The 17,715-nt window shown below is 63.4% G+C and carries 17 protein-coding genes and 2 tRNA genes; 10 read left to right on the top strand and 9 right to left on the bottom strand.

Annotated elements, in window-relative coordinates; all coding sequences use genetic code 11:
- Positions 1–65: 65 nt before the first annotated feature.
- Positions 66–1,406, bottom strand: a complete 1,341-nt coding sequence (locus F8O07_RS05460; RefSeq protein ID WP_158031092.1) for an MFS transporter — start codon at positions 1,404–1,406, stop codon at positions 66–68.
- A 116-nt stretch (positions 1,407–1,522) separates the two neighbouring features.
- Between F8O07_RS05460 and F8O07_RS05455 the strand changes: the two genes are divergently transcribed.
- Entirely contained in the window at positions 1,523–1,786 is a 264-nt protein-coding gene (locus F8O07_RS05455) for a hypothetical protein (protein WP_158031091.1), read from the top strand.
- On the top strand, positions 1,779–2,570 hold the full coding sequence (locus tag F8O07_RS05450) for an alpha/beta hydrolase (RefSeq protein WP_158031090.1): 792 nt from the start codon (positions 1,779–1,781) through the stop codon (positions 2,568–2,570). Before F8O07_RS05455 ends, F8O07_RS05450 begins: the two co-directional genes overlap by 8 nt.
- A gap of 4 nt (positions 2,571–2,574) precedes the next feature.
- Here the strand turns inward: F8O07_RS05450 and clpX are convergent, their stop codons facing one another.
- The 5 genes from clpX to F8O07_RS05425 form a co-directional block, all read right to left on the bottom strand.
- Positions 2,575–3,846 (bottom strand): ATP-dependent Clp protease ATP-binding subunit ClpX, encoded by a 1,272-nt coding sequence (clpX, locus tag F8O07_RS05445; protein WP_158031089.1) that lies wholly within the window; start codon positions 3,844–3,846, stop codon positions 2,575–2,577.
- A 60-nt stretch (positions 3,847–3,906) separates the two neighbouring features.
- A complete protein-coding gene (locus tag F8O07_RS05440) occupies positions 3,907–4,560 on the bottom strand; it encodes an ATP-dependent Clp protease proteolytic subunit (RefSeq protein ID WP_158031811.1) in 654 nt (217 codons plus the stop codon).
- A 107-nt stretch (positions 4,561–4,667) separates the two neighbouring features.
- Complete coding sequence (locus tag F8O07_RS05435; protein ID WP_158031088.1) at positions 4,668–5,267, bottom strand: ATP-dependent Clp protease proteolytic subunit; 600 nt, start codon at positions 5,265–5,267, stop codon at positions 4,668–4,670.
- 216 nt (positions 5,268–5,483) lie between these two features.
- A complete protein-coding gene (gene tig, locus F8O07_RS05430) occupies positions 5,484–6,941 on the bottom strand; it encodes a trigger factor (RefSeq protein WP_158031087.1) in 1,458 nt (485 codons plus the stop codon).
- Positions 6,942–7,034: 93 nt separating this feature from the next.
- A tRNA-Pro gene (locus tag F8O07_RS05425) sits at positions 7,035–7,108 on the bottom strand.
- Positions 7,109–7,229: 121 nt separating this feature from the next.
- Here F8O07_RS05425 and F8O07_RS05420 point away from each other — a divergent pair.
- The 3 genes from F8O07_RS05420 to F8O07_RS05410 all read left to right on the top strand — a co-directional run bounded on the left by F8O07_RS05420 (position 7,230) and on the right by F8O07_RS05410 (position 10,033).
- Positions 7,230–7,303 (top strand) — tRNA-Gly (locus F8O07_RS05420).
- A 248-nt stretch (positions 7,304–7,551) separates the two neighbouring features.
- A complete protein-coding gene (locus F8O07_RS05415) occupies positions 7,552–8,421 on the top strand; it encodes a DUF2971 domain-containing protein (RefSeq protein ID WP_158031086.1) in 870 nt (289 codons plus the stop codon).
- 323 nt (positions 8,422–8,744) lie between these two features.
- A protein-coding gene (locus tag F8O07_RS05410) for an IS3 family transposase (protein ID WP_158031085.1) occupies positions 8,745–10,033 on the top strand; the annotation gives its coding sequence in 2 pieces (ribosomal slippage) (positions 8,745–9,018 and positions 9,018–10,033; 1,290 coding nt in all).
- 149 nt (positions 10,034–10,182) lie between these two features.
- On the opposite strand, the gene F8O07_RS10540 is transcribed toward F8O07_RS05410, so the two are convergent.
- Positions 10,183–10,737, bottom strand: coding sequence for a hypothetical protein (locus F8O07_RS10540; RefSeq protein ID WP_192496651.1), 555 nt, complete (start codon positions 10,735–10,737; stop codon positions 10,183–10,185).
- A gap of 310 nt (positions 10,738–11,047) precedes the next feature.
- Here F8O07_RS10540 and F8O07_RS05400 point away from each other — a divergent pair, with 310 nt between their 5' ends.
- A complete protein-coding gene (locus tag F8O07_RS05400; protein ID WP_158031084.1) occupies positions 11,048–11,446 on the top strand; it encodes a hypothetical protein in 399 nt (132 codons plus the stop codon).
- Positions 11,447–11,644: 198 nt separating this feature from the next.
- On the opposite strand, the gene F8O07_RS05395 is transcribed toward F8O07_RS05400, so the two are convergent.
- Positions 11,645–11,839, bottom strand: a complete 195-nt coding sequence (locus F8O07_RS05395) for a hypothetical protein (RefSeq protein WP_158031083.1) — start codon at positions 11,837–11,839, stop codon at positions 11,645–11,647.
- Between the two features lie 205 nt (positions 11,840–12,044).
- On the opposite strand from F8O07_RS05395, the gene F8O07_RS05390 reads away from it, so the two are divergent.
- Entirely contained in the window at positions 12,045–12,536 is a 492-nt protein-coding gene (locus tag F8O07_RS05390; RefSeq protein WP_158031082.1) for a Dps family protein, read from the top strand.
- A gap of 339 nt (positions 12,537–12,875) precedes the next feature.
- Here the strand turns inward: F8O07_RS05390 and F8O07_RS05385 are convergent, their stop codons facing one another.
- On the bottom strand, positions 12,876–13,352 hold the full coding sequence (locus F8O07_RS05385; RefSeq protein ID WP_158031081.1) for a ribose-5-phosphate isomerase: 477 nt from the start codon (positions 13,350–13,352) through the stop codon (positions 12,876–12,878).
- Positions 13,353–13,497: 145 nt separating this feature from the next.
- Between F8O07_RS05385 and pepN the strand changes: the two genes are divergently transcribed.
- The 3 genes from pepN to F8O07_RS05370 are packed head-to-tail and all read left to right on the top strand — an operon-like array spanning position 13,498 to position 17,703.
- Positions 13,498–16,080, top strand: a complete 2,583-nt coding sequence (gene pepN / locus F8O07_RS05380) for an aminopeptidase N (RefSeq protein ID WP_158031080.1) — start codon at positions 13,498–13,500, stop codon at positions 16,078–16,080.
- Complete coding sequence (locus tag F8O07_RS05375) at positions 16,077–17,330, top strand: mechanosensitive ion channel family protein (protein WP_158031079.1); 1,254 nt, start codon at positions 16,077–16,079, stop codon at positions 17,328–17,330. The genes pepN and F8O07_RS05375 overlap by 4 nt, the downstream gene beginning before the upstream one ends.
- Positions 17,323–17,703, top strand: a complete 381-nt coding sequence (locus F8O07_RS05370; protein ID WP_158031810.1) for a globin — start codon at positions 17,323–17,325, stop codon at positions 17,701–17,703. Before F8O07_RS05375 ends, F8O07_RS05370 begins: the two co-directional genes overlap by 8 nt.
- The last annotated feature ends 12 nt before the right edge of the window (positions 17,704–17,715 follow it).

Here is a 17,715-nt window from a genome sequence, read left to right as displayed (position 1 = left end):
GTCAGCCCAGCTGAACTGCACACTACTGTGCAACGCTCAGCCACGCCTCGACGTCGAGCAACGGGTCAGTGATACTCGACGTCTTTCGTCTCGGGTGCGAGACGAATCGCGACCAGCGAGATCAGGCACATCACAGTCAGGTAAATGCCGACCCAGAATGCGCTGCCACCACCGAGGCTCCACAGCCAGACCGCGATGAACGGAGCCACTGCGGCACCGACGATCGCCGAGAGGTTGTAGGCGATGGCCGACCCGGTGTAGCGCACACGCGTCGGAAACAGCTCGGGCAGCGTCGAAGCCATCGGCCCGAACGCGAAGCCGGTGAGCGAGAAGCCGACCACGAGAAAGACGATCAGCCCGGCGAAGCCGCCGCCGAGCAGCGGGCCGAACACGATGCCGAAGACCGCCATCGCCACGTTCACGATGGTGTTCAGCCGGCGACGACCGATGCGATCGGCGACGATGCCGCTGAGCAGCGTCGTGATCGTGAAGAAGACGCAGCCGAAGATCAACAGCAGAATGAACGTGCTGCGATCGTAACCGAGGCCGCCGGGCGTCTTGGTGGCCGGGGTCGTCCCGAAGGTCAGTGCGAAGGTGTTCACCAGATAGAACACCGTGTAGGTCGCCGCCATCAGGAAGGTGCCGATCACGATCTCGCGCCAGTAGCCCGTGAACGACGTCACGATGGGCTGCTTCTCAATCTCGCCGCGGTCGACCACCTGTTGGAAGGCCGGAGCCTCGACCAGACGCAGCCGCACCCACAGGCCGATCGCCACCAGAGCGATGCTCACCAGGAACGGCACTCGCCAGCCCCAGCTGAGAAAGCCCTCTTCGTCAAGCCCGAGCGCCAGCCACAGAAACACCAGGTTCGCCAGGATGAAGCCGAGCGGGGCTCCCAGCTGTGGGAAGGTTCCCCAGAGCGCACGCTTGGCCTTCGGCGCGTTCTCAGTCGCCACCAGGGCCGCGCCCGACCATTCGCCGCCGAGACCGATGCCCTGGCAGAAGCGCATCAGCGCGAGCAGCGCCGGCGCCCAGTAGCCGATCTGGGCGTAGGTCGGCAGGCAGCCAATGAGGAACGTCGCGATCCCCATGAACATGAGCGAGGCGACGAGCGTGCCCTTGCGGCCGATGCGGTCGCCGAAGTGGCCGAAGAGCAGCGAGCCGAGCGGGCGCGCCAGAAACGCGACGCCGAAGATCGCGAACGACGAGAGCAGCTGCACGGTGTGATCGGGGTTGTTCGGATCATTCGGAAAGAAGAGCACCGGAAAGACCAGCACCGCGGCAGTCGCATAGGCATAGAAGTCATAGAACTCGATCGTGGTGCCGATCAGGCTGGCGACCAGCACGCGTGCGCGTGAGTTGCCTGTGGTCTGCGTGCCGGGTGCCGGCGACGTCGTCGTGCTCATATCTGTGACTCCTGAATTGGGTTGCGACCGCTGCCGGCGACCTCCACAGGTCACCGTCGGCCGTGAAACAGGGTACCCTACGACGCAGAGAAGACCGCTGATGACGGAAGGATCTCATGCAGATCGGCACCAGATGGAACGTCGGAGTGACTCCCCCGCTCGCCCTGCCCGACCCGATGCTGGCCGCGATCAGCGAGGTCGAGGCGGGTCTCGAACCGACACAGCGCGAACGCTGGTCGTGGACCTTGACGTGGCTGGAACGCCACCCTGTGGCAGAGCTCGACGACGGCACGACCATCAGCTGGCTGCCTGACATCGGTGAGGTGACCGTCGACCGACTCGACGAAGACGACGACGTCAACGGAGGCCCATATGCCTGAATCGTCAGCACACCCGAATGCACGGCCACAGCATCCGCTCGACCAGTCGGGCGCATCGCAGCCGACTGCGCCCCAGACAGCCGACTCGCGTCGAACCGCTGTGCTGAGCATCGACGACCGCCACACGCTCTGGAATGTCTCGCTCGAAGACCGGGCAGAGGCGCTGGCAACCCGCCCCCTGCTGCTGATGCTGCACGGCTGGGGCGCGCGTGAGTCCGACATCCTGCCGTTGGCCAGCAGCCTGCCGCCCGAGTTCGTCGTCGCCGCGCCGCGTGCGCCGCTCGACGCGGGCAACGACTATGGCTTCGCCTGGTACCCGATCGCGGCTCTGCGTGAGCCTGCCTCGGGCGGCGACCAGACCGATGCGCGCCCGGCGGCGGATGCACTGGTGCGGTGGCTCGACGAGGTCGCGCCGGTCGGCTCCCGCAGCGCGCAGATCAGCGTGCTGGGTTTCTCACAGGGCGGGCTGATGACGACCGAGCTGCTGCGCACGCACGCGCACCTGCTGCGTGCCACGGTGAATCTGTCCGGGTACGTCGCTCAGCAGCCGCGTGAGCTGGATGAGCTCCTGCGCGTCGAACGCCCACCGGTGTTCTGGGGTCGCGCTGACCGAGACCCGGTCATTCCGCCGCACCTGACGCAGTTCACAGAGCAGTGGCTGCCCGCGCACAGCGCGCTGGATGAGCGGGTCTATGCCGGCATCGGCCACGCGGTGAGTGCGCAGGAGCTGTCAGACGTCTCAGCATTTCTCGACGAGCACGTGCTCACGGAGTCGCAGGGCTGACCGGTCAGGCCGTCTTCTCAGCGGCGCGCTCGACCTCTTCGTGTGTGAAGACCTGCACCGAGTCGGTGCCTTCGACGGCCGCGGCCGTGACGAGGCACTTGGCGATCTCGTCGTTGCCGGGCACTTCGTACATCGCCGGGCCGAGCACGGTCTCGAGAATCGCACGAAGCCCGCGGGCACCGGTCTTGCGCTCGACCGCCTGATCGGCGATCGCCGTCAGTGCGTCGTCGGTGAAGGCGAGATCGACGCCGTCAAGCGCGAACATGCGCTCGTACTGTTTGACCAGAGCGTTACGGGGGCCGACCAGGATGTCGATCAGCGCGGCGCGATCCAGCGCGTCGACAGTGGTGAGCACGGGCAGACGACCGATGAACTCTGGGATCATGCCGAACTTGCGCAGGTCTTCTGGCTCGACCTCAGAGAGGATGTTCACTCGATCGGCCTCGGTCGACAGCGGAGCGCCGAAGCCGACGCCGTGAGCGCCGGAGCGATCGGCAATGATCTCTTCGAGCCCGGCGAACGCGCCGGCCACGATGAACAGCACGTTCGTCGTGTCGATCTGGATGAACTCCTGGTTCGGGTGCTTGCGGCCGCCCTGGGGCGGCACCGACGCGACAGTGCCCTCGATGATCTTCAGCAGAGCCTGCTGCACGCCCTCGCCCGAGACGTCTCGCGTGATCGAGGGATTCTCGGCTTTGCGTGCGATCTTGTCGATCTCATCGATGTAGATGATGCCGTGCTGCGCGCGCTCGACGTCGAAGTCAGCGGCCTGCAGGAGTTTGAGCAGAATGTTCTCGACGTCTTCGCCCACATAGCCGGCCTCGGTCAGCGACGTGGCGTCGGCCACGGCGAACGGCACGTTGAGTCGCCGAGCCAGCGTCTGAGCCAGATATGTCTTGCCGCAGCCGGTGGGGCCGACCATCAGGATGTTCGACTTCTGAATCTCGACGGGTTCGCTCTCGTCTGTGCTCGCGCCCGCCGCACGAATGCGCTTGTAGTGGTTGTAGACAGCGACTGCCAAATCGCGTTTGGCCGTCTGCTGCCCCACCACGAACTCGCCCAAGAACGCGAAGATCTCTTTCGGCGTGGGCAGTTCGGTCTGCTCGACGGCAGGCTGCTCGGTGAGCTCTTCGTCGATGATCTCGTTGCAGAGCTCGATGCACTCGTCACAGATGTAGACCCCGGAGGGCCCGGCGATCAGCTTGCGCACCTGTTTCTGGCTTTTGCCGCAGAAAGAGCACTTCAACAGATCAGACGTCTCACCGATGCGCGCCATACTCGCCGTTCCTTCCCGATGTCATCACACGAGCCTAGTCGCTGCCGCCGACACTGTGTGTCAGGCGGGGCGCTGCGTCTTTCGCGTCGTCAGCACCTGGTCGATGAGGCCGTACTCCAGCGCCTGCTCGGCCGTGAGGATCTTGTCACGATCGATGTCTTTGTGCACCTGCTCTTTGGTGCGGTTGGAGTGCAGCGACAGCGTGTCTTCGACCCAGTCGCGCATGCGCATGATCTCAGCGGCCTGAATCTCGATGTCTGAGGCCTGTCCGTGGCCGCCCTCGCCGCCGACTGCCGGCTGATGAATGAGGATGCGGGCGTTGGGCAGTGCGAGACGCTTGCCGGGTGCGCCTGCGGCCAGCAGCACTGCGGCTGCCGAGGCCGCCTGACCGAGGCAGATGGTCTGCACTTCGGGGCGGATGTACTGCATGGTGTCGTAGATGGCGGTGAGAGCAGTCAGCGAGCCGCCGGGCGAGTTGATGTACATCTGGATGTCTCGCTCGGGATCGAGGCTTTCGAGCACGAGCAGCTGCGCCATGACATCGTCAGCAGAGGCGTCGTCGACCTGCACGCCGAGAAAGATGATGCGATCTTCGAAGAGCTTCGTGTACGGGTTCTGACGCTTGTAGCCGTAGGCGGTGCGCTCTTCGAACTCGGGCAGGATGTACCGAGACGAGGGCATCTCGACGCCGCTGGGCACGCCGCCGAACGGCATGCCGGCAGGGGCCTGGGAAAGGTTGGGGAATCTCATCTGCATGCCCATCTCTCTGCGGTGCTGCCCGCTGTGTGACTGGTGCTGGTCGCCGAACTGGTCTGCCATGCTCACTTCTCCTCCGACTTGTGCGCCGTGCCGCCGCCACCGGAGACATTGAGAGCCGCCGCCTGGATGTGATCGACGAAGCCGTATTCCTTGGCCTCTTCGGCGCTGAACCAGTGGTCGCGGTCGCCGTCGATGGCGATCTGCTCGACGGTCTTGCCGGTCTGCTCGGCGGTGAGCTCGAAGAGGCGACGCTTCATGTCGCTGATCAGCTGTGCCTGAATGGCGATATCTGACGCCGTGCCGCCGAAGCCGCCATGCGGCTGATGCAGCAGCACGCGCGTGTTCGGGGTGGCGTAGCGCTTGCCCTTCGTGCCGCTGGAGAGCAGGAACTGCCCCATCGAAGCGGCCATGCCGATGCCGACGGTGACGATGTCGTTCGGCACGAACTGCATCGCGTCGTAGATGGCCATACCAGCGGTGATCGAGCCGCCGGGCGAGTTGATGTACAGATAGATGTCAGCGTCTGGGTTCTCGGCGGACAGCAGCAGGATCTTCGCGCAGATCTCGTTCGCGTTCTCATCGCGAACCTCGCTGCCGAGCCAGATGATCCGCTCTTTCAGCAGGCGTTCGTAGACCGATGCCTGCCCTTGGGGTTCTGCCATCTCCACTCTCCATTCCTCAGCGCGCCTCGACGGCGCAGGTGTCATGACGACACTCGAAGCTTCGTCGGCCCCGAGAGAGGCCGACATGTATGAATCTACTGGAATCCCCCGCCTTCGTTCGCGCTGTTCGCCGTCGGCAAAAGCTCGCCGTGACAACGCAAAAGCGGGGTGCGCCGCATTGGGCGCACCCCGCTTTTGCTGCGAGTCGACGGCAAACTACTCGGCGTCGGTCTCTTCTGCCTCAGCAGCGGTCTTGGCCGCCGCCTTCTTGGCCGGAGCCTTCTTCGCTGCGGCTTTCTTCGCCGGTGCCTTCTTCGCAGGAGCCTTGACCTGATCGAGGGCGTCCTCGGCAGACTCGTCAGAGGCGGGCGCTGCCGTCTCAGCGGTCTCAGCCTCGGCATCCTTCGGCAGGTACTCGCTCAGGTCGACGGCGTTGCCGTCGGTGTCGACGACCTTCACCTTGCCGAGCAGAGTCGAAATCGCCTTGCTGCGCGAGATCTCGCCGAACAGGGCCGGAAGCTGACCCTGCTCGCTGATGATCTTGAAGAACTCGTTGGGCTCGATGCCGTACTGCATCGACTGCTGCACGAGGTACTGCGAGAGCTCGTCCTGCCCCAGCTGCACCTGCAGGTCGTCGACGACCTTGTCGAGCAGCAGCTGAGTGCGGATGCCGCGCTCGACATCAGGGCGAACCTCCGCTGCGTGCGGATCGTCTTCGCTCTTGCCCTCCTGCTCGAGATGAGCCTTGACCTCGGCGTCGACGAGATCTTCGGGAAGCGGAAGCTCGACCTTTTCGAGCAGCGCCTCGACGAGCTTGCCACGGGCCTGACCGACCTGCTCGGTGCTCTTGCGCTTCGCAGCCTCGTCTTTCAGGCTGTCGCGCAGCTCGGCGATGGTGTCGTACTCGCTCGCCAGCTGAGCGAAGTCGTCGTCGGCCTCAGGCAGCTCGCGCTCCTTGACGGCGTTCAGCGTGACCTCGATCAGAGCGGTCTCGCCCTCGTGATCACCGCCCACGAGCTTCGACTCGAATGTGGTGGTCTCGCCTGCGGTCAGCGTCTCGAGCGCCTCATCGATGCCGTCGAGCAGCTGGCCCGAACCGATCTCATACGAGATGTTCGATGCGTCGTCGATGACCTCGTCGTCGATCTTGGCCTGCAGGTCGATCGTCGTGAAGTCGCCCTTGGCAGCGGGACGCTCGACCTTGGTCAGCGTCGCGAACCGCTCGCGCAGGTGCTCCAGCTCTTCGTCGACGTCGGCGTCGGTCACAGCCGCAGGCTCGACCTCGACGGTCACATCGGCGACGTCAGGCAGTTCGAACTCCGGGCGCACGTCGACCTCGACCGCGATCTTCAGATCGCCCTGCAGCGTCTCGACGTTCGGCAGCTCGACGATGTCGGCGTTGGGGCGACCCAGCGTCTTCACATCGTGTTCACGCACCGCACTCTGGTAGTAGGTGTCGAGGTTGTCGTTGATCGCCTGCTCGATGACGGCGCCGCGGCCGACACGCTGGTCGATGATCGGAGCAGGAACATGTCCCTTGCGGAAACCAGGGATCTGGATGTTCTTCGAGATCTCTTTGTAGGCCTTCTCCAGTGCAGGCTTGAACTCTTCGGGAGTCACATCGATGTGAATCTTGACTCGAGTCGGGCTCAGCTGCTCAATGGTGCTGGACACTTATTGGTCTCCTCTTTCTTCGCGTTCCGCCGGATGGCGTCTTCGAGTCTTGCGACTCTGAAGGACGGTTCGCCGGCACGACCGGCCTGTCCGTCGGGATGACAGGATTTGAACCTGCGACCCCTCGCTCCCAAAGCGAGTGCTCTACCAAGCTGAGCTACATCCCGTTTTCATGCCTGTGCGACCCCAGAAGACCGCACTTCACACGTGGCCTCGTCGAACGGCCCGTGCAAGTCTAGCGCAAAACAGGTATGCTCGTACCTCGTGCTCAAGTTGTCGTTGAGACATGCGGGCGTAGCTCAATGGTAGAGCCCCAGTCTTCCAAACTGGCTACGCGGGTTCGATTCCCGTCGCCCGCTCCACCGAAGATCCGCACAAACACGCGGATCGATGCCATCACTCAGTTGCGTCACCCCAGCCGAAACATGGTTCTGGAGGCAATTGTGGAGGCACCTCTGCTCCGTCTCGGTGGCACGAGCCAGAGGCTCATGGCATCAACTCCGCGAATCACAACGTACTTCAGCGCGAATGTGAATCGCCCAGCAGCTGCGACGACAATGCCCCGTTACCCCTAGGCGTCAGTCTGCAACGGAATAGATACGATCAACTGATGATCTACCACTACACCTCCATAGAAGGTCTACTTGGCATCCTCTCAAGCTGCGCGCTTTGGGCTTCCGACCCGCTGTACCTGAATGACGCCCAAGAACTCATACATGGCGCTAATCTCATTCGCTCGCTCATTGACCCGGATGGCGCGCCGTCCGATCGATCGAAAGGGGCTCTTGCCTCGACCCCCATTGAGGCACTCAAGAGGTTACGATCAGAGATCGACACGAGATACCCCACCTCTGGGGAGGTTCAGACGTTCCACGAGGATGAGATATACCTCGTATCTTTCACAGAGGTACAGGACAGCCTGGACATGTGGAGAGGCTACGCTCCGGGCCGTGGTTTTTGTATTGGCTTCGACGAGGGCACCCTTCTACAAGCATGCAATGTTCAGTCAGACGAAGAAGCGTTCGAGACATTTCATCTCGCCCCTCGAGAGAGCTTAAGCCTCTGGCAATCACACATTGGGTTGGACCATTCGATAGTTCGCGTGAGCTACGCCGAGAGCGAGTTCATGGATGAGATACAGAGAGTCTGTTCTCAAATCAAACCTGCATACATACCCCGACTGTCCACATCACTTGCTGCGATAAAAGATCCAGCTTTCAAATCAGAGCAAGAAGTGAGACTTATCGTGAATCCGACAGGCGATCTGTCCCCGCGTATTTCTCTGCGCACCAGCCCGACCAATTTGGTTCCATACATTCCACTGGAATTCCCTCACGCTGCAATCAAGTCCATCATGGTCGGTCCTGGACCCTATGCTGAGCGTTCTCGCCGTTCCTTGGAAGCATATTTCTCAGACGGCATGCGTGGTGAATGGAGTCACGTGGATCTACGACTCTCATCTGTGCCATATATCGGCTAATACAGTCTCAGCGAGGTGGCCCCCACCCTCGCATTGTGGGGCCGCCGGGTAGACGCAGAGACCCGCCCCACCCGGCCGTAATGGCCGAGTGGGGCGGGATTGTGTTTCTTAGTCGCGGTAGTTGAGTGTGAGGTCGGTGTTGCCCGCGGTGATGTCGTAGGTTCCGGCGGTGACTTGTGTGGTCTGGTCTCTTGCGAGGTACAGTTTCGTGCCTGCCACTGATTGGATCAGGAAGGTTGCACCCGTGGTCTGGTTTCGTAGCCAGTATCCCTGAATCGCCGTAGGTTTGGTGCCGCATCTTTTCGAGTTGAGAGGATGGCATCATGCCAAAGAAGACAGACCCCGCGCTCAGGGAGCGAGCGATCAGGCTCGTGCGTGAACACCGCAGCGATTACCCGTCTAACGCGCAAGCGATTGCTGCGGTCGCGCGACAAGAAAACATCGGGCGAGAAACCTTACGCCGGTGGGTGTACCAGGCCGATATCGACGCAGGTGATACTGCAGGGCAGACCAGTGACGAACTCGCCGAGATCAAACGACTGAAAACTGAAAACAAGCGCCTGCGTGAGGACGTCGCGATCTTGAAAGCAGCGACGACTTTCTTCGCGGGGGAACTCGACCCCCGCAACCGTTAATGCTCGCGTTCATCGACACACTTCGGGCCGAGGGGCACACGGTCGAGTCGATTCTGCGCGTCCTGCGTGAGCAGGGCGTGAAGGTCGCCGCGCGCACCTACCGGGCTTGGAAGAAAGGCCGGGTCTCGGCCCGCACCATCAGCGATGCGAGGGTCGTTGACGCGGTTCGTGACATCGTCTGGACGGAAGTCACGCTGCCTGATGGCACAAGCAGACGGAAGATGACCCCGGAAGGTCTCTACGGCCGCCGTAAGATGACAACGCTGATTCGTCGAGTCAAGTTCTCTGACGCATCATGGGGTGCTGTTGACCGGGCGATGCGGCTTCTCGGCCTCGAGGGGGTACGCCGCGCGAAAGGTGTGCGCACCACGATCCAATCGAAGGACGGCCTTCGGGCCGTTGATCTTCTGGATCGTGACTTCACCGCGCCCAGGCCAGATCACACCTGGGTGATGGATTTCACCTACGTGAGGAGCTGGGCAGGATGGGTGTACGTCGCGTTCATTGTCGACGTCTACTCGCAGCGGATCGTGGCATGGCATGCACAGACCACCAAGCACGTCGATCTCGTGATGATCCCACTGCGGATGGCGCTCTGGGAGCGGGCCCGGCAGGGACACCCGGTCGAACCGGAGCAACTGAGGGCGCATAGCGATGCGGGGTCTCAATACACGTCGCTGGCGTGGACGGAGAAGCTCGCACTCGATGGGATCACGCCGTCGATCGGGTCAGTCGGAGACGCGTTCGACAACGCACTGATGGAGACGATCAACGGGCTCTACAAGACTGAGTGTGTTCGCACGACGATCTTCCACGAAGGGCCCTATCGCACGGTCACAGACGTGGAGTACGCGACTGCGGCGTGGGTGGATTGGTACAACTATCGCAGGCTTCACGGTAGTCTCGGGATGGTCTCCCCGGCGATGTTCGAGGACGACTACTACACGGCCCAGAAACTAGAACCGATACCCGCATAACAGCGGCACCAAACCTACGGCGATTCAGTGTCGGCAAATGTGTTGGCGACACTGTCAGCGGCAAATGCACCATCCTGCTGCCAGCAAGCGCACCTTTGGCTATTGCAAGAAGGCGCAGCTGACTGCCCGGCTGTCAGCGAGCGCACCAATTAGACGTGCACTGCCATGTAGGCGTCTGGCTGACGTCTTGGGTTCGGGTACCACTCCCGCATCCGCTCCCCTGTCAAGAAGTCGCCGACTCCGATGAGCAGCACGCTGAAGACGATCTGCTCAATCGTCATCCAGAGCGGATACAGGCCGGGCACCGCTGCGATGACCAGAGTGACCACAGGAAAGATCTGGCTGAAGAGGCGCAGACGCCAGTAAGCCCACCAGTAGCCACGGCGTGCCGCCCAAGCGAAACCGAAGAGCGTGAACGTCATCAACAGCACCACGGTGCCGCGGAACCATGAGGCGGGCGTCACCAGACCATCCACATGACGAAATGCGAAAGCCACAACAAGCGTCGCGATGCCCACGACGACCTCGAGAGACAGCAGCAGAGCGATCGACCGCCAGACGCGCTGCGCACCCTGGGGCGGAGCTGCCAGCCGCAGGGCCGCGTTCGACCCGCCGATCAGCCGCGAGCTCAGCAGCCGGTCTATCCGAGAGGTCGTCCAGGCTGGCTCGGTCGCCGGGGATGTCACGTCAGAGGAGATTGCCATGACCGCAGTGTACGAATATCAGGTCGCCGACTCCAGATGGTGAAGATGAGGTTGTCCTTCGCCCGCTGAGGCAGCTCGCTGCGCGCAGAGCTGCCTTCGTTCACGCTGGCCGAAGTGCGTCAGGCAGCCCGACATGACAGTATGGTTCGTTCGAGGCGCAGCAGCCGCCGCAGAGTTCGGAGCGCCGGTGCGCAGGGATGCCTTGGCCCCGGCCCCTGGAAACCAGACACTGGAGACCACGGACACCAGACACTGGAAACCGAAAGCTGGACACCGCACACCAGACACCGGAACGACAGAGAGGCCGCACATGGATCTCACCCGCATCACCGTCGCATGGACCGCGATCACCGTTGCAGTCGCAGGGATGCTGCTCGCGATGCGATCGGAAGCGATGCTTTCTTCTGTGGTGCTGATCGTCGCCATGGGTTTCATGAGCCTCGTGCTGCTCTGCCTGGCGTGTGCCCTGCTCGTGCGCGGGATTCGCCCAGCTGACCGTCACGACCAGGCCGAGCACGCGAAGCTGGCAGCTCAGATGGCTGTGCTCTCCGAGCAGCAGCAGTCAGCAGCCCGCCTCACCCGCGCGATCGCACGCGTCGAGGCGTCACACGATCTGCTGCAGTCTGCGGGAAAGGCGCGCGCCCGTGTCGACCTCGGGCGTGAGATCGAGCGCCAGCGTCGGATGGACGGCTCAGAGGCAGCGCACTGATAGTACTGAGGGGTCAGACGACACGCTGATAGACGCGTCGGACGACCGACGCCGCAGACGCGGGCGGCGCCCCCCCCCCCCCCGCGAAGCAGCTGAGCGGTCACAAGACGAGTACGCAGAAGACCGAGCAGACAGAAAAAGAGCAGGGGCTCGGTCGAAACACTGACCGAGCCCCTGCTCTCTGAAGTCGACTAGCTGTCAGTCGCGCAGCTCTTCTTTCGCGTCATTGCGCGCCTCGACCGACTCTTTCTCAGCCTCTGCCTTCTTGACGTTGGCCTCGGCCTTGACTTCGTCGGCCTTGTCCTTGATGCGATCGACGCCCTCGTGCACGGCGTCTCCGACCTTCTCGGCGCCGGCCTTCAGCGTCTCTTTGGCGTCTTCGAACACTCCCATGAGTCTCTCCTCTGCGTCCTGAGATACAGCTTCTGACGCACCTCACGATACTCATCTCTTACTGGGAAAGATAGCGAAAACGTCGTATTTCTTCATGGGCGAACGCCCTATTCCCATGAGTCCCTTAGCCAAGGCTCAACTGCATTGACGCTGCCGATTGAGGTGCCTAGTGTGATGTTCAAGAGTTCGAAAGGAGCCCTCAGATATGACTACATCAACCGTTGCACCCGTTCAGACCTCAGTAACCCCCGACACCGTTTCCGGCGTCGCCCAGTTCCTTCAGCCGGTCGTCGTCGAGCTGACCGCGCTCAGCGTCAATGCGAAGCAGCTGCACTGGCATGTGCGTGGCGCAAACTTCGGTCCGATCCACGAGCTGCTCGACGACCTCGTCGCTCATGCTCGCGACTGGGCTGATCTTGCCGCCGAGCGCGTCGTCGCTCTCGGCCTTCCGGTCGACGGCCGTCTGCAGACCGTCTCGGAGCAGACCACGTCGCCGGTGCTCGCCGACGGCTTCCAGCAGTCGCCCGACACCATTGCCGCCGCGATCGCCAACATCGATGCGGCTCTCAAGGTCGTTCACACTGCAGTCGTCGAGCTTGACGGCATCGATCTGTCGAGCCAGGACGTCGCGATCGAGATCGAGCGCGGGCTCGACAAGGATCGCTGGTTCTTCTTCGCGCACATCGCTGAGGCGTAGTCCGGTCTTCTGAGTTACCCCACGAACGGAAAGGGGCAGAGCCTTCGGGTTCTGCCCCTTCTTTCGTACCTGCTCGAGGTTGGGTGTCATCGACCCGTCAGGTTGTCTCGGGGCCCCGGGGCCTCGGGTCATCCCGGGTCATCGGGCCGTCGGTCTCTCTCCCCCCGCTTCAGGCTGTGGAACGGACCCGCCCCTCAGATCGAGACATGGCAAATGACGCCTCAGCACATCGAGACATGGAAAGTTCCATGTCTGGAAGTAGTTCGACGACAAATACCATGTCTGGATGCCGTGCAGAGTTACAGTGCAGAGGCAATCGGCATGGCCGGCGGATGAGACTTAGCCGCGCTGCGCCTCGTAGTCCGCGATCTGGCGGATGCGCCGCACATGACGTTCGTCACCGCTGAACGGCTCCTGCACGAACCATTCGACCAGCTGCGTCGCCTCGTCGACGGTGTGCTGCCGAGCTCCGACCGCCACGACATTCGCGTCATTGTGCTGCCGTGCGAGCTTGGCCGTCGCCTCGCTCCAGGCCAGCGCTGCGCGAATGCCGGTCACTTTGTTGGCGGCGATCTGCTCGCCGTTGCCTGAACCGCCGATCACGATGCCCAGCGCGAACCGCCCCTCTGCGGTGTCGGCTGCAACCGCTTCAGCCGCCGCGATGCAGAACGCCGGGTAGTCGTCGACCGGGTCATAGCTCTGCGGCCCGTGGTCGTGCACTTCGTACCCGAGCCCGCTGAAGTGCTCGATGAAGTGGTGGCTCAGATCGAGCCCGGCGTGGTCGGTGGCGATGTGCAGAATCGGCAGCTGTGTCATACCCACAATCGTAGTGAGTGCGTCGACCGCTCAGGCGCACACGCACACGCACTCGCCCGTGGCGAACAGCGCCGTGACACACAGAGTTCGCTCATCCCCTGCGCCTAGACTGATGGCAGATGTCGATTCTCAGGATGGAGAGAAAATGCCCGGATTGAATCTCACCCGCGTCGAAGCCCAGGAACGTGCCGCACTGCTCGAGGTCGGCAGCTATGAGGTGACGCTCGACCTCTCCGGAGCGTCCGAGACCACGTTCCGCAGCACGACGCGAGTCGTCTTCGACGCCGCGGCGGGAGCATCCACATTCATCGACGCGGTCACCGACCAGGTGCACTCGATCACCCTGAACGGCGCCGACCTCGCACCAGAGGTCGTGAGCGACGGCCTGCGCATCGAGCTGCCCGACCTGAACGAGCACAACGAACTCGTCATCGACGCCGACATGAGGTACTCGATCACCGGCGAGGGCCTGCACCGGTTCGTCGACCCGGTCGATCAAGAGGTCTACCTCTATACCCAGTTCGAGGTGCCCGACGCACGCCGCATGTTCCCGGTGTTCGAGCAGCCCGATCTGAAAGCGTCGTTCACGTTCACCGTGACGGCTCCGGCGCACTGGACGGTCGTGTCGAACACGCCGGTCGCATCCTGCGTCGATGCGGCGGATGCTGCTTCGGGCCCGGCGAAGACGTGGCGGTTCGACCCCACCCAGCGCATTTCGAGCTATATCACTGCGATCATCGCCGGGCCGTACCATCACGAGCACTCGTCGCTGATCAGCTCGGACGGTCGCACGATTCCGCTCGGCGTCTACACGCGAACCTCGCTGGCCGAGCACCTCGACGCCGACTACATCTTCGAGAAGACCCGCGAGGGCTTCGACTTCTTCGAGCATCTCTGGAACGTGCCGTACCCCTTCGAGAAGTACGATCAGCTCTTCGTGCCCGAGTTCAACGCCGGCGCCATGGAGAACGCGGGCGCGGTCACCTTCACCGAGGCGTATGTATTCCGCTCCAACGTGCCCGACGCCATGCGTGAGCGCCGCGTCGTGACGATCATTCACGAGCTGGCGCACATGTGGTTCGGTGATCTGGTGACGATGCGCTGGTGGAACGACCTGTGGCTCAATGAGTCGTTCGCCGAGTACACCTCGACGCTGGCGGTCGCCGAGGCGACGGAGTGGCACGACGCCTGGGCGACCTTCGCCTCGACCGAGAAGGCGTGGGCCTACCGCCAGGACCAGCTGCCCTCGACGCACCCGATTCTCGCCGCGATTCGCGACATCGAAGACGTGCAGGTCAACTTCGACGGCATCACCTATGCCAAGGGCGCGTCCGTGCTGAAGCAGCTGGTCGCCTATGTGGGCCGCCGTGAGTTCTTCACCGGCATTCATCAGTACCTGACGAAGCACGCGCACAGCAACACCGAGCTGCAGGATCTCTTCGTCGAGCTCGAGGCCACCAGCGGCCGCGATCTGCACAACTGGTCGAAGAAGTGGCTCGAGACCGCCGGCGTGAACACGCTGCGCAGCGTCGTCGAGACCGATGCGACGGGCATCATCACCGCGTACCGCATCGAGCAGACCGCGCCGGAGTCGCATCCCACACTGCGCCCGCATCGTCTCGGCATCGGGCTGTACGAGCTCACCGGCTCAGGACTCACCCGGGTCGATCGCATCGAGACCGACATCGACGGTGCCAGCACAGAGGTGGCGGCTCTGGTCGGCAAGCGCATGCCCGACCTGCTGCTGCTCAACGACGACGACCTCACCTATGCCAAGGTGCGCCTCGACGATCGCTCGCAGCACACCGCACTCGAGCACCTCAAAGATCTGCACGACCCAACCGCCCGCGCGATCGTCTGGAGCGCACTCTGGGACGCCACCCGCGACACCGAGTTCGCCGCACGCGAGTTCGCTCAGACCGTGCTGGGCAACGTCAGCGCCGAAGACCAGTCGACGACGCTGCGCACCGTGCTCGGTCAGCTGGTCACCGTGACCGGATCGTACGCCGCTCCCGACAGCCGTGCCGAGGCTCGTGAGGCCGCCGCGAACGCCGTCTGGCAGCTCGCGCAGAACGCCGAGGCCGGCAGCGACCAGCAGTTCCAGTTCGTGCGCAGCTTTGCCGCACTCGCGGTCGACGCCGAGCACTTCGACGTGCTCGAGGCACTGCGTGGCGGCAACCTCGTGCTGCCCGGGCTGACGATCGACACCGACCTCGACTGGGAGCTGCTCATCGCTCTCGTCGCCGCAGGTCGTGCTGGTGACCCTGAGATCGACGTCGCACTCGAAAAGGATCACACCGCGACCGGCCTGCTCTCTGCCGCGCGGGCTCGGGCGGCCATCCCCGACGCCGATCACAAGCTGCAGACCGCGCACCGCATTCACACCGACGAGTCGCTCACCAACCTGACCGTGCGCAACATGGGTTACGGACTGCAGCGCGCACTCGACACCCGTCTGCTCGACGGCCTGGTCGACGAGCACTTCGCCCATCTGCTCAGTGTCTGGAACGAGCGGTCGTATCACATGGCCGACCAGATCTTCGAGGCGACGTTCCCCGGCGCTCTGGCCGACGAGCGTCTGCGGCAGGCGGCCGTGACCTGGCTGGGCGATCATGAGGATGCGCCGCAGGCGTTGCGTCGAATCGTGATCGAGAACCTGGACGGAGTCGAGCGCGCTCTGAAAGTGCAGCGCCGTGACGCCGAGGCGGGTGCAGAGGGCGCGGCATGATCCTGGCCCAGATCGACACCCCGGCGTGGCTCGCGTCGATGTTCGCCTTCTTCGGCAAGTTCTTCAACGAGTGGAGCAAAGTCGGCAACATCCTGATGATCATCGTGGTCACCTTGGTGCTGCGCTGGGTGCTGCTGCTGATCACGAGACGCATCGTTCGCGGCATCGTGAGCGGGGTGAAGGGCAAAGAGGACATCACCAAGACGACCGACCTGCTCGTCTCGCCGCTGTCGAAGGCTCGCGTCGTGCAGCGCACGCGAACCATCGGATCGGTCACCTCGAACGTCATCACCTGGACGCTCGTCGTGATCGCCCTGATCTCGGTGCTCGGCGAGCTTGGGTTCAACACCGGTGCACTGGTCACCAGCGCCGGCATTCTCGGCGTCGCCGTCTCATTCGGCGCGCAGAGTCTGGTCAAAGACTTTCTGACCGGCATCTTCATGGTGTTCGAAGACCAGCTGGGCGTCGGCGACGTCGTCGACCTCGGCACGGTGAGCGGCACGGTCGAGGCGGTCGGGCTGCGCGTCACGAGCGTGCGCGCCGCCGACGGCACGCTCTGGTACGTGCGCAATGGTGAGATTCTCAAAGTCGGCAACCAGTCGCAGGGCTGGGGTCGCGCCATCGTGCAGGTCGATCTGCCTACCGACTCTGATTTCGAGGCCGTGCAGGAGCTCATGCTCACCGCCAGCCGCGAGATGATCAAAGAGCGCTACTGGCTGCGCAAGATCGAGGGCAAGCCAGAGCTTTGGGGCATCACCGCGCTTGCCGGCGACACCATGGTCGTGAAACTGGCGATCAAGACGCGCCCCAGTCAGCAGGACGACGTCGCTCGCGAACTGCGCCTGCGCATCCTGCGGCTGTTCAATCAGTACGACGTGCACACCGCCACCACATCGACACTGCGGGCCACCATCGAGTCGGACAACCCCCGCGTCAAGGGGCGTACGATCGCCGACCCGCTGCTCACCGGGCGTGGCGAGCAGGAGGCCCCGGTGCACGCGACCACTGCCGAGATCGACGCGGCGACGCGCGGTGTGCCCGACACTCCGGCCGAGCGGCGCAAGGCGAAGGCGCGTCTGCGAAAACACCGCAAGGCGGCGGCACAGCGCGCAGAGCACGAGCAGCCGGCGCGACCGCAGCATCCGCAGCAGCACGAGGTGCGCCCTGAGGCGCGGCAGCACCCGGACAACGACTGGCAGGCGCCTCGCCGTGAGCATCCCTCCGACGAGAAAGGCCCCGAACGTGGCTGAGACGGTCTTCGACGAAGTGGGCGGGCAGGAGTTCTTCGAGCGCCTCGCTCACGCCTTCTATGTGCACATTCGCGAAGACGAAGTGCTCGCGCCGATGTATCCGGCCGATGACTTTGCTGGGGCTGAGCGCCGATTGGCCCTCTTTCTGGTGCAGTACTGGGGCGGTCCCACGACCTACAGCCAAGAGCGTGGTCACCCCCGCCTGCGCATGCGGCATATGCCGTTCAAAGTGAATCCGGATGCTCGAGATCGCTGGAAGCGCTGCATGGCGGCCGCGCTGGACGAGGTTGCGCCCTCCCCCGCCGCACGCACGATGCTGTGGGACTACTTCGACCGCGCGGCGCAGGCGATGGTGAACACCTTCGAAGAGTGACCCCGCCCGGCC

It is taken from the genome of Pseudoclavibacter sp. CFCC 13796, assembly GCF_008831185.1.
Classification (GTDB): Bacteria; Actinomycetota; Actinomycetes; order Actinomycetales; family Microbacteriaceae; genus Pseudoclavibacter_A.
This window is presented reverse-complemented; position numbering and strand designations above follow the sequence as displayed.

Excerpts from the sequence above, each read along its gene's own strand:
- F8O07_RS05390 (WP_158031082.1), top strand. The coding sequence starts at position 12,045 with ATGACTACATCAACCGTTGCACCCGTTCAGACCTCAGTAACCCCCGAC.
- F8O07_RS05375 (WP_158031079.1), top strand. The coding sequence starts at position 16,077 with ATGATCCTGGCCCAGATCGACACCCCGGCGTGGCTCGCGTCGATGTTC.
- F8O07_RS05450 (WP_158031090.1), top strand. The coding sequence starts at position 1,779 with ATGCCTGAATCGTCAGCACACCCGAATGCACGGCCACAGCATCCGCTC.
- F8O07_RS05385 (WP_158031081.1), bottom strand. The coding sequence starts at position 13,352 with ATGACACAGCTGCCGATTCTGCACATCGCCACCGACCACGCCGGGCTC.
- F8O07_RS10540 (WP_192496651.1), bottom strand. The coding sequence starts at position 10,737 with ATGGCAATCTCCTCTGACGTGACATCCCCGGCGACCGAGCCAGCCTGG.
- F8O07_RS05400 (WP_158031084.1), top strand. The coding sequence starts at position 11,048 with ATGGATCTCACCCGCATCACCGTCGCATGGACCGCGATCACCGTTGCA.
- F8O07_RS05455 (WP_158031091.1), top strand. The coding sequence starts at position 1,523 with ATGCAGATCGGCACCAGATGGAACGTCGGAGTGACTCCCCCGCTCGCC.
- F8O07_RS05395 (WP_158031083.1), bottom strand. The coding sequence starts at position 11,839 with ATGGGAGTGTTCGAAGACGCCAAAGAGACGCTGAAGGCCGGCGCCGAG.
- F8O07_RS05440 (WP_158031811.1), bottom strand. The coding sequence starts at position 4,560 with ATGCCGTTCGGCGGCGTGCCCAGCGGCGTCGAGATGCCCTCGTCTCGG.
- clpX (WP_158031089.1), bottom strand. The coding sequence starts at position 3,846 with ATGGCGCGCATCGGTGAGACGTCTGATCTGTTGAAGTGCTCTTTCTGC.
- F8O07_RS05415 (WP_158031086.1), top strand. The coding sequence starts at position 7,552 with ATGATCTACCACTACACCTCCATAGAAGGTCTACTTGGCATCCTCTCA.
- F8O07_RS05435 (WP_158031088.1), bottom strand. The coding sequence starts at position 5,267 with ATGGCAGAACCCCAAGGGCAGGCATCGGTCTACGAACGCCTGCTGAAA.
- pepN (WP_158031080.1), top strand. The coding sequence starts at position 13,498 with ATGCCCGGATTGAATCTCACCCGCGTCGAAGCCCAGGAACGTGCCGCA.
- F8O07_RS05460 (WP_158031092.1), bottom strand. The coding sequence starts at position 1,406 with ATGAGCACGACGACGTCGCCGGCACCCGGCACGCAGACCACAGGCAAC.